The sequence below is a fragment of the Gilliamella sp. Pas-s95 genome (assembly GCF_009795795.1).
GTDB classification, from domain to species: domain Bacteria; phylum Pseudomonadota; class Gammaproteobacteria; order Enterobacterales; family Orbaceae; genus Gilliamella; species Gilliamella bombicola.
The window spans coordinates 1-11,031 of the sequence record NZ_WTFC01000047.1 but is presented as its reverse complement, the minus strand read 5'-3'; the positions used below and the strand labels follow the sequence as shown (position 1 = coordinate 11,031).

The following is an 11,031-nucleotide window of genomic DNA, read 5'->3' as shown; positions in this document are numbered from 1 at the left end:
CGAATAGCGCCCCAATAACAGCAAATTAACCGCTCCAAACCCTTTTTTTTACGATAATTTAAAATTAAATAAAATCAATAAATTATAAAACAACTCAAAAAAAGGGTTTTCAAAGATGAAATTGTTGTTTATCTTTATATAGCAAGATTTATCAAATCTTGAGCTCTACCTTAACGCCGTATAGGCGGTTTAGAAAACGTCCCACTTAAAAAAGGAAGCATTCCCGACCCTTAACGCCGTGCAGGAATTTAATTAAAATAAATCATATAATTATAAAAACATAATATCTTCCAAAAACGATGGTTATGTTATTTGTCTTATTCCGGCGTCAGAATGTGCCGACAACAGAGCGAGGTCAGCACGCCAAACAAGGATGTTTGGCGAGTTTGTGGTGCGTCTGGAACGCGTCCACAAACGGTGCGTCAAGACCGAGCGGCGGCGTCGGGCAGCCGAAGGCCACATTCTGCAGCCAAGCGCGGGATTGTTAAGGGAATTCGCTTTAATTCCCTTAGCTCGGACGTGGTCACTGTGGCTATTTTGTTCACCCAAGGTCAAAACGTCCGAAACCACTGCACCTAATTTATTCTATTCACCAAAACAAAAAGGCTTGATTTTCCGCTAAAAATCGGTCAGAAAAGGTATTGATTTTATTCAATTTTTTATTTGAATTTTTTCAAGAAAAAATCAACCATTTACACAACCTAAGCAAAGCGCCGACATACAGCTTTTATATTCAAACCAAGGTTGACATTATCATATGTGTCATTATCAACAAAAACTAAGGAAAAGAAATATCGTACAGACTATGTCTCGAAAAGGAAATTGCATAGATAATGCTGTTATTGAGAATTTCTTTGGATTGTTAAAATCCGAAGTCTATTACTTAAATAAGTATGATACTATTGAGTAGTTAAAAGCGGATATTGAGGAATATATCCGTTATTATAATCATAGAAGAATTAAATTAAACTTGGACAAAAAGAGTCCTGTTCAATATCGGGAGTATTATTTTCTAGCAGCTTAATTTTTTGTACAACTTTTGGGGTGTAGTTTAAAACATGGAGAACCCGTATGGCCTGAAGACTATTTAGGATCAATATCTCATAGTAATCAGCAAGCTATCTGTGCAAGTTAGCTCTTTATTTGTTAGAACAAGTGTAATTATTAGAACTTCAAAATCTAATAATTAAGTATAATACTTAATAGCTAACTAGAAGGATTTCCCTGTGTATGTAAAAAAAATAAGATCATTCATTGTATTAGCTACAAGTGATAGTTTTCGCGATGCCGCTGAGAAACTTAATATAACTCAACCAGCACTTACAAAACAAATTCAACTTCTTGAAGGAATATTCGGTTTTCAACTATTTCTGAGAGATAATCATGGTTGTTACCTGACTGATGAAGGTAAAATAATATATAAATACGCACTTAATTTAACCGATGAATTAGATAAATTCTTATGTATAGTAAAAAAAATAAAAACAGGTAGAACGGGTGTTTTGAATATCGGACATACATTTTCTTTTATAAATATATTACCAGAAATGATAAATCGATATACAGAACACCATCCAATGATAAAAATTCAAATCCATGAGTTGGATTCAGCAGAGCAGGAAAAAAGGCTATTATCTGGAGAGTTAGATATAGCTTTTATGGAAAAGCCTGTCAATAAACAAATAAAATATGAAGAGATAGGTACAGATCATTTATTAATTATATCCAATCCCAAAGACAACTTTCAGATTAATAATTTTAATGATATTAATCAAATTTTAGATAAAAATACTCTTTGTTTACCAAATTGTGATTCGCATTTTGAATTATCTCAAAAAATTTCGAAATTTCTTTCAAGAAACTCACTAAATTTTCCACAGGTATATTACACAAATAATGTTTATAATAGTATATCTATGTCTAATTTACATTCAAATGTAACGATATTACCTAATAGTTTAGTTCATAATATTAAATCAAAAATTAAATATCATGAACTCATGGGAAAAGGATCAAAATGGAAAATAGGAATGTCTTGGAATGAAGAAAGAGCAGGTGCTGATGCTCTTACTTTTATTAATGAGATGAAAAATAAATAAATTTATTTATAGGGTAAAATATTTATTTTTTTATACTAAAAAAATCGATTACTTTGCTTCCACTTGTATTTAGCAAACATTATATTTTCGTATACTGAACTATATCCATGACAGCTTGCTAAAGTGTGAACATGCAGATCAATGAGATGCATTATCGTCTCCGCTTGCATTTTCAACACCAAGTTTACCAGCATATAAAACTATAAAAATAGCTAATATCAACAAAATACACATCATGATTGGTAATACTGTTGCATCGAAAACATTTAGCAACATTCCTCCACAAAAACCGCCACCAGCTATTGCCAAATTCCAAAGTGATACAAGTAAAGACTGTGCAATATCAGCAGATTCTCCTGTTATTTTTGCTGATGCTGTTTGAAATAATGTTGCTCCACCGCCAAAAGCCAATCCCCATATTACAATTGAGACTAAGATTAACGAATAAATGTTATCAAAAGCATAAAATAATAATCCAGAGATAGCAAAAAAACTGAGAGATAAAATAATCAACTTACGTAAATATTTGTCAATAAATATCCCAACAATAGCAATACTGATAATCGATGAAATACCAAAAATAAATAGAACTGCATCGACATTCATTTCATTTCCTGAAAGTTGTAAATATGGTGATATATAGGTGTAAAAAATATTATGACCAAAAGCGAAAATAAAATTTATTACTAAAATCGATTTTACATAAGGTATAGATAATACAGAAAAAATGGCATTCTTTTTCTTCGTTTTTAATGCTTCTAAATTAGGTAGTTTTAGGCATATCAAAATGACCAACAACAAAGAGATTATTGTAATTATATGAAAAGTTAATCTCCAACCGACTAACTGACCTATTAATGTGCCCAATGGAATACCTATAGATAAGGCTATCGGAACCCCTAGCATAACTATAGTTATTGCTCTTCCTTTTTTATCATCACTAACCATTCTTGTTGCGTAACCAGCCACCATTGCCCATAAAAGACCAGCAAAAATACCAGCTAAAAATCTAGCTATTAATATCATAGTAAAAGACAGAAAATATGCAGTCATAAAATTAGTAATGCCAAAACCAAGTATAACTGTTACTAATAATTTTTTTCTATTCCAACTTTGTGTAGCAATTGTTAATGGGATAGCTGATAGTAGAGAACCTAATGCGTAGAGAGTCACTAATTGACCCGCTTGAGCTTCTGTAACACTTAGATCTTCACTTATTAACAGTAAAAAACCAGCAGGCAAAGCTTCTGTCATAATTGAAATAAACAGTGCTGTTGCTAAAGCAAGAAGGCTCAATGTGGGAAATGTATTATTTGTTCTTTCCATGTAATTCGCTCATATTATAAATTTGTTTGGGGTTAAATTGAATTTATTCATCAAAGCCATAGCTAACCATATCCTCCTTAGGATAAGGTTCCCCATGAATAACAAAATTAGCCATGCTTTTATCAATAAAGGCAATGTCCTTTGGACTTAATGTGATATTTACAACTTTAATATTTTCAATTAAATAACTTAACCTCCTTGTGCCAGGTATAGGAAAAATATTCTTAGATTTACTAAATAATTAGGTAAGTAATACATAATGAATTCATGCTAACAAATAATTTTATAGCTGTATAATTCCAATCATTTATTACATAATGAGAAATATTTATCACAATTAACTATCAATTTAGATAAGCTGAACCACACAAAATGTTAGATGCTTTTATTCGATAACTTGTCAATGAATGGTTTAGCGCCATAAAATGAGGATTATAGGATTAGTAAAAAGTATTTTTTTGCGCTTTGAATCCATAGAAGTCCATAAGTGTCCACTAGGAACTAGTCCAACAGGTTACCAAGCTGTTTTCGAACCTCGTTTCCCGCTCCAAATATTAATAGCGCATTTATTGCTCATATTACTAAGATTAAATAAAGCCTAAGAAAAAACTTTTCTATTTTGATTAGGTAAATAAAAAATAAAATAAAATCAATACCTTTTCTGACTGATTTTTGACGTAAAATCAGGATTTTTAGGGTTGGTGAATAGAATAAATTGTGCAGTGGTTTCGGACGTTTTGACCTTGGGTGAACAAGATAGCCACAGTGACCACGTCCGAGCAAAGGGAATTAAAGCGAATTACCTTTGCAATTCCACGCTTTGGCTACCCGAAGCTGGAGCAATACAATTATATCCAAAAAGTGGTCAGAAAAGGTATTGATTTTATTAGAGTTTTTATTTTGCTGTTTTTTCTAAAAAAAACATCCCCTAAACAGTCTGCCCCTTATCAATCTTATAATCTAAATTAACACTACTTTTAACCTTCTCTCCATTCAACCTTTTTAACAATAACTCGATCGCAACTTTGCCAATCTCAAATCGTGGCGTGATGACGGTGGCGATTTTTTGGGGGTTAGCTCGGCCGATTTCTAAGCCGTGAAAGCCAGCAATGGCAATTTGTTCTGGTACGGGGATATTATAATTTAGGCATTCAAGCAGGACCCCAATTGCCATATCATCGTTAGTACATAAAACACCATCCATATCAGGGTATTTTTGAATGGCTTGGTGAAATAGGCTTTTGCCTAAGTCTATTGATGATATCGCATCAGGTATGATTTGGTGTGGCGTGAGTCCTGCTTGTTTCATGACTCGCTGATAGCCATGGTAGCGTTGAGTATCTCGAGCACTGGCGACTGAGTTAAAATAGATTATATTTTTTTTACCAGATTCAATCATTTGCAATGTCATATCATAGGCAGCTTGTTCGTTATCAAAGCCGACTTGGATGTCAAAAAAACTTTGGGTGATATCCATAAGTTCAACAACAGGAATGTTGGCTGTTTTTAGATATTGTAGGGTGGCTTCGGTGTGGTCCTTTTCCATCAAGACAAGTGCATCAATGTTGTATGATAGTAGATTAATGATTTTTTCTTCTTCTAGCTGTTTGTCATAATTGTAATTAGTGATGATTGTTTGGTAATGATGAGCTGATGTGACCGATTCAATTCCAGCAAGCACTTCGGTGAATATTTGATTTTTAAAAGACGGTATAACAATACCAATACAATGGCTGCGTGAACCAAGCATTATTTGGGGGGCAAGATTGGGGATGTATTGGATTTCTTTTAGTACTTTTGCTATTTTTTCTTGATTTTTTTCAGAGACTTGTTTTGGATCTCTTAGGTAGCGACTAATGGTCATTTTAGTCACGCCAGTTAAATTGGCAATATCTTGTAAACTAATGCGTTTATCTTTCATAACCTGTTATTTTAGAAGGGATGCCGGTTGAATGTGTGGCATTTTAACAGCAAAAACAAGAAAAGAAATAATATTCGTTACAATAAATAAGAAGACAATGTCTATTGTCTTCTTATTTTGGTTATATTATTAATTATTTTTAGGTGCTTTAACACTAGCCATTAAAATAACTGATAAAACTAAAGATACCCCCATAAAGATATATGATGCTCCCGCACTGCCAGTTACTGCATTGATAACACCAACTAACCAAGCACCAATAAATGCGCCCAGTGCCCCAAAGCTATTAATTAAGCCAATTGACACGCCAGATACATTGCTTGGTAATAGTTCAGGAATTAAGGCAAAGAAAGGTCCATAAGGTGCGTACATGCAACCTGCTGCAAGTGATAAAAGCACAAAACAGATCCAAAAATGTTCAGCTCCAAGCAAATAAGCAGTAAAAAATGCGATAGTTGCTATAAGTAATAATGGCCAAACAAACAGTTTGCGATTTTGTAGTTTGTCGGAATAGAAAGAGACCATTAACATCATAGCAATCGCAACAAAATAAGGAATGGCAGAAAACCAGCCAACAGATATGATGTCAACTTTACCTGCTGAATTGATGATTGATGGCATCCACATCATAAATCCATATACGCCAATACTCCACAATGCGTGCACTGCACAAAGTTTAATGACATTGCCTGAACGAAACGCTTCGCCATAGTTGCGCATTGGTTTGATGTTTTGTTGTTCTTTGTCCATAGCAGCTTGGAAATCCGCTTTTTCGGCATCAGTTAACCATTTAACTTCCGATGGTTTGTCGCGTACAAGGATCCACCAAATCACTGCCCATAATACAGCCGGTAACCCTTCAATGATGAACATTTCGCGCCAACCATAAAGGTCGATTAAGTGCGCAGATACAATTGACATCCACAATACTGTCACTGGATTGCCTAAAATTAAGAAAGTGTTGGCTTTTGAACGTTCGGCTTTAGTAAACCATGTACTGATATAAATTAGCATTGATGGCATAACAGCCGCTTCAACAATACCAAGTACAAAGCGAATCACCATAAGAGATGGGATGTTACTGACCATTCCTGTCAATGCGGCACATAATCCCCATAGTATTAAACACACAAAAATGAGTTTACGAACGCTTCGTCTAACTGCATAAACAGAGCCTGGCACTTGGAAGAAGAAGTAACCAAGGAAAAAAAGTGCTCCAATTAATGATGATGTGCTTAGACTGATGTTTAAGTCCTTGTTAATTCCCGCAACGGCTGCAAAGCCATAATTTGCACGATCTAAATAGGCTAAACTATAAGTAATAAAAATGATTGGCATTAATCGCCACCAACGAGATGGCGCCAGTTTGTTTTTTATATTCATGTTCTTCTCGCTTTAAATTAATAATAAAGTGATTTTGGCGACAATTTTTATCCCTATTTTTATTTATATATTGTTTTATCTTCCTTACATTTGATGTACTAAAATACAATTGTCGCGATATGTTTTTTTAAACTGCGGCTAACATTCCGCCATCAACATAAAGAATGTGTCCATTGACAAAGTTTGATGCCGCAGAGGATAAAAACACGGCAGAGCCAATGAGTTCTTCTGGCTTACCCCAGCGTGCAGCAGGTGTTCTTTGACATAGCCATTGGGTGAACTCTTTGTTTTCAACCAGTGCTTTACACATTTCAGTATCAAAATAGCCAGGTCCAATACCATTAACTTGAATGTTGTAACGAGCAAGCTCAACGCACATCCCTTTTACAAGCATTTTGACCGCGCCTTTTGATGCGGCATAAGGGGTAATAGTGTCGCGACCTAGTTCACTTTGCATTGAGCAAATATGAATGATTTTTCCTTGCTTACGCGTGATCATGTGTTTAGCCACTTGTTGTGAAACTAAAAAAACCGCTTTTTGGTTAACATTAATCACCGCGTCCCAATCTGCTTCAGGAAACTCAGTAAATGGATGACGACGTTGAATACCGGCGTTATTGATTAATATATCGATGGGGCCGATCTCTTTTTCGATACGATCAATGGCATTTTTGACCGAATCGTAATTGGTTACATCAAAACCGATGCCAACAGCATTGATGCCCTGTGATTTTAATTGGTTTGCTGCATTTTCAGCGCGTTCTTGGGTAATATCATTAATAATAATACTTGCCCCGTATTGACCTAAGCCTGTAGCAAGTAAATTACCAATACCTTGTGCTGACCCAGTAATTAAAGCGCGTTTTCCCTTTAGTTCGAATAAAGATTTCATTATTTTCTCCCTTTTATTTTAAATTGTTATGCATAACAGTTACGCGTAACAATATTATGGAAAAACAAAAAAAGAAAGCTAGTAATGCGTGATTTTCCATGAAAATGTTAATTCTGTGATCAACGTCAAATATTATGATTTACTCGTTTTGACCCTGTTTAATAAAATTTTTTAAAAAGTTAATACTAAACATCTACCCTTTATTTATATATAATGCCGAATTAACAATTTGAATTTTGATATCAACCTCGGAGCCTCTCTCATGCAGCAGTTTCGTCCTATCCGCCGTGCTTTACTTAGTGTGTCCGATAAAACCGGTATTTTAGAGTTTGCCAAAGCCTTATCAGAACGAAATGTGGAACTTCTTTCAACAGGGGGGACGGCAAAATTGTTAATGGAAAACCATATACCGGTAACGGAAGTGTCTGACTATACCGGATTTCCTGAAATGATGGATGGGCGAGTTAAAACGTTACATCCCAAAATTCATGGCGCCATTTTAGGGCGACGAGGAGTTGATGATGATGTGATGCAACAACATCAAATTACGCCAATCGATATGGTGGTTGTCAATCTTTACCCTTTTGCACAAACGGTTGCTAACGCCAATTGCACGTTAGAAGACGCCGTTGAAAATATCGATATTGGTGGTCCAACAATGGTGCGTTCTGCCGCTAAAAATCATAAAGATGTCACTATTGTGGTTGATTGTGATGATTATGCCAATATCATTAACATGATGGATGATAACCAAAATTCCCTTTCTTTTGAATATCGTTTTAACCTTGCGATTAAAGCCTTTGAACACACGGCTAAATATGACGGCATGATTGCCAACTATTTTGGGCAATTAGTCCCCCCTTATATGGGCGAAACCAATGAGCCATCGGGCGAGTTTCCTAGAACGTTAAATCTACAATTTATTAAAAAACAGAATATGCGTTACGGCGAAAACGCTCATCAGCAAGCGGCTTTTTATGTTGAGCAAGATGCCAAAGAAGCCTCGATTGCAACGGCAAAGCAACTGCAAGGTAAAGCGCTTTCTTATAATAATATTGCTGATACTGACGCTGCACTTGAATGCGTAAAATCATTTGACGAGCCCGCTTGTGTGATTGTAAAACATGCCAACCCTTGTGGTGTTGCCGTTAGCGATAACATTTTAAACGCTTATGAAAAAGCCTTTAAAACAGACCCCACTTCAGCTTTTGGTGGCATTATTGCGTTTAATAGACCGTTAGATGCTAAAACCGCTCAAGCGATTGTTGATAAACAATTTGTTGAAGTGATTATTGCACCTTTAGTCAGCCAAGAAGCACTCATCATCATTCAAGCTAAAAAAAATGTGCGCGTGCTTGAATGTGGCGAGTGGTCTACATCAACATCAGCGTCAGCAAGTTTAGATTTTAAACGTGTCAATGGTGGTTTGTTAGTGCAAGATCGTGATTTAGGCATGATATCGCCAGATGCATTAACGGTAGTCACCAAACGTAAGCCAACAGATCAAGAACTTTCCGATGCGCTATTTTGTTGGAAAGTGGCTAAATTTGTTAAATCCAATGCCATTGTTTATGCAAAAGATAACATGACAATTGGTATTGGTGCAGGGCAAATGAGCCGAGTTTATTCCGCAAAAATAGCAGGCATTAAAGCGCAAGACGAAAATTTAAACGTTGCAGGTTCTGTTGTTGCATCAGATGCGTTTTTCCCATTTAGAGATGGGGTCGATGCTGCTGCCGCTGCAGGGGTGACTTGTGTAATTCAGCCCGGAGGATCGATTCGCGATGACGAAGTGATCCAAGCTGCGAATGAACATAATATTGCAATGATATTTACGCATATGCGCCATTTTAGGCACTAATTTTAGGCCTTTTGTTTATTATTAAAAAAGTCATCATTAAAGGATCTTTTATGAAAGTTTTAGTTATTGGTAATGGTGGGCGCGAACATGCACTTGCTTGGAAAGTCGCACAATCACCATTGGTTTCTAAAGTCTTTGTTGCACCAGGCAATGCCGGTACTTCCCTAGAGCCTAGCTTAGAAAATATCAACATCAAAGCTACCGACGTAAGTGGTCTGCTTAGCTTTGCTCAGCAAGAACAAATCGATTTAACTATAGTGGGCCCCGAAGCCCCGTTAGTGATTGGCATTGTTGATAGCTTCCAAAAAGCGGGATTAAAAATCTTTGGACCAACTAAAGCCGCTGCACAACTTGAAGGGTCAAAAGCCTTTACTAAAGACTTCTTAGCTCGCCACAAAATTCCTACTGCAGAATATCAAAACTTTACCGAAGTCGCTCCAGCCATTGCCTATATTCGTGAAAAGGGCGCACCGATTGTGATTAAAGCTGATGGGCTAGCCGCTGGTAAAGGGGTGATTGTTGCCATGACAGTGGAAGAAGCTGAAGATGCTGTGCGTGATATGTTAGCCGGTAATGCCTTTGGTGATGCCGGTCACCGAGTAGTGATTGAAGAGTTTCTAGATGGCGAAGAAGCCAGCTTTATTGTCATGGTGGATGGCAAACATGTAGAGCCCATGGCAACTAGCCAAGACCATAAACGTGTTGGCGACGGTGATACAGGCTTAAATACTGGTGGTATGGGGGCATATTCACCTGCACCAGTGGTGAGTGATGCTGTTTTTAAACGAATAATGGATGAAATCATCTACCCAACGGTCAATGGCATGGCACAAGAAGGTAATGTTTATGTCGGCTTTTTATATGCGGGTTTAATGATTGATAAAGAAGGTAATCCAAAAGTTATTGAGTTTAATTGCCGATTTGGCGATCCCGAAACCCAGCCAATAATGATGCGAATGCAATCGGATCTGGCTGAACTTTGCCTTGCAGCGGTGGATGGGAAATTAGATACCGTCAAATCAAAATGGGATCCAAGACCTGCATTAGGTGTAGTCCTAGCAGCCGGCGGTTACCCGGGTGAATATAATACTCAAGATGTGATTATTGGATTGCCGGCAGAATCAAGTGATGATTGCAAAATCTTCCACGCAGGTACTAGTCTAGAAAAAGGTCGCGTTTACACCAATGGCGGACGTGTGTTGTGCGTAACAGCACTTGGCAACACCGTACTTGAAGCGCAACAGCGTGCTTATGAGCACATAAAAGATATTTATTGGCATGGTTGTTTTTACCGCCATGATATTGGTTATCGTGCGATTGAGAGGGAAAAAAACTGCCACAAATCTTAATTTATAAAATAAGGATATTTGCATGGCTATTGAAATATGGATTAGCTATTACTTTTTTTCCATTGTTGGGTGTTTTATTCGGCACTATTTTTCGGAATATATTGCAATGGACTATCCTGGATTCAAACATGAAGTGCAATTTTAAACACGGTGGAGTGAAGAAAGTAGAAAGGTGATTTATACTAGCTCCTTCGCACCAC

Annotated in this window: 10 protein-coding genes; 6 read left to right on the top strand and 4 right to left on the bottom strand. The window is 36.5% G+C overall.

Features of this window, described 5'->3' with window-relative positions; all coding sequences use genetic code 11:
- Positions 1-922: 922 nt before the first annotated feature.
- The 3 genes from GQ598_RS11385 (at position 923) to GQ598_RS11140 (ending at position 2,099) form a co-directional block, all read left to right on the top strand.
- A complete protein-coding gene (locus GQ598_RS11385) occupies positions 923-1,024 on the top strand; it encodes an IS3 family transposase (protein ID WP_370516553.1) in 102 nt (33 codons plus the stop codon).
- A gap of 15 nt (positions 1,025-1,039) precedes the next feature.
- Complete coding sequence (locus tag GQ598_RS11380; RefSeq protein ID WP_160404082.1) at positions 1,040-1,135, top strand: hypothetical protein; 96 nt, start codon at positions 1,040-1,042, stop codon at positions 1,133-1,135.
- Between the two features lie 91 nt (positions 1,136-1,226).
- Entirely contained in the window at positions 1,227-2,099 is an 873-nt protein-coding gene (locus GQ598_RS11140) for a LysR family transcriptional regulator (RefSeq protein WP_160404081.1), read from the top strand.
- Between the two features lie 138 nt (positions 2,100-2,237).
- Here the strand turns inward: GQ598_RS11140 and GQ598_RS10525 are convergent, their stop codons facing one another.
- The 4 genes from GQ598_RS10525 to idnO all read right to left on the bottom strand — a co-directional run bounded on the left by GQ598_RS10525 (position 2,238) and on the right by idnO (position 7,621).
- Entirely contained in the window at positions 2,238-3,425 is a 1,188-nt protein-coding gene (locus tag GQ598_RS10525) for an MFS transporter (RefSeq protein WP_160404080.1), read from the bottom strand.
- Positions 3,426-4,353: 928 nt separating this feature from the next.
- Entirely contained in the window at positions 4,354-5,346 is a 993-nt protein-coding gene (locus tag GQ598_RS10520; protein WP_160404079.1) for a substrate-binding domain-containing protein, read from the bottom strand.
- A gap of 129 nt (positions 5,347-5,475) precedes the next feature.
- Entirely contained in the window at positions 5,476-6,729 is a 1,254-nt protein-coding gene (locus GQ598_RS10515) for an MFS transporter (protein WP_160404078.1), read from the bottom strand.
- Between the two features lie 127 nt (positions 6,730-6,856).
- Positions 6,857-7,621, bottom strand: a complete 765-nt coding sequence (gene idnO / locus GQ598_RS10510; protein ID WP_160404077.1) for a gluconate 5-dehydrogenase — start codon at positions 7,619-7,621, stop codon at positions 6,857-6,859.
- A 262-nt stretch (positions 7,622-7,883) separates the two neighbouring features.
- Here idnO and purH point away from each other — a divergent pair, with 262 nt between their 5' ends.
- The 3 genes from purH to GQ598_RS11215 are packed head-to-tail and all read left to right on the top strand — an operon-like array spanning position 7,884 to position 10,976.
- A complete protein-coding gene (gene purH, locus GQ598_RS10505) occupies positions 7,884-9,482 on the top strand; it encodes a bifunctional phosphoribosylaminoimidazolecarboxamide formyltransferase/IMP cyclohydrolase (RefSeq protein WP_160404076.1) in 1,599 nt (532 codons plus the stop codon).
- A 50-nt stretch (positions 9,483-9,532) separates the two neighbouring features.
- The gene (gene purD, locus GQ598_RS10500) at positions 9,533-10,831 is read left to right on the top strand and encodes a phosphoribosylamine--glycine ligase (protein ID WP_160404075.1); all 1,299 of its coding nucleotides are present in this window, start codon (positions 9,533-9,535) and stop codon (positions 10,829-10,831) included.
- A gap of 22 nt (positions 10,832-10,853) precedes the next feature.
- A complete protein-coding gene (locus GQ598_RS11215; protein WP_255471364.1) occupies positions 10,854-10,976 on the top strand; it encodes a hypothetical protein in 123 nt (40 codons plus the stop codon).
- Positions 10,977-11,031 lie beyond the last annotated feature (55 nt).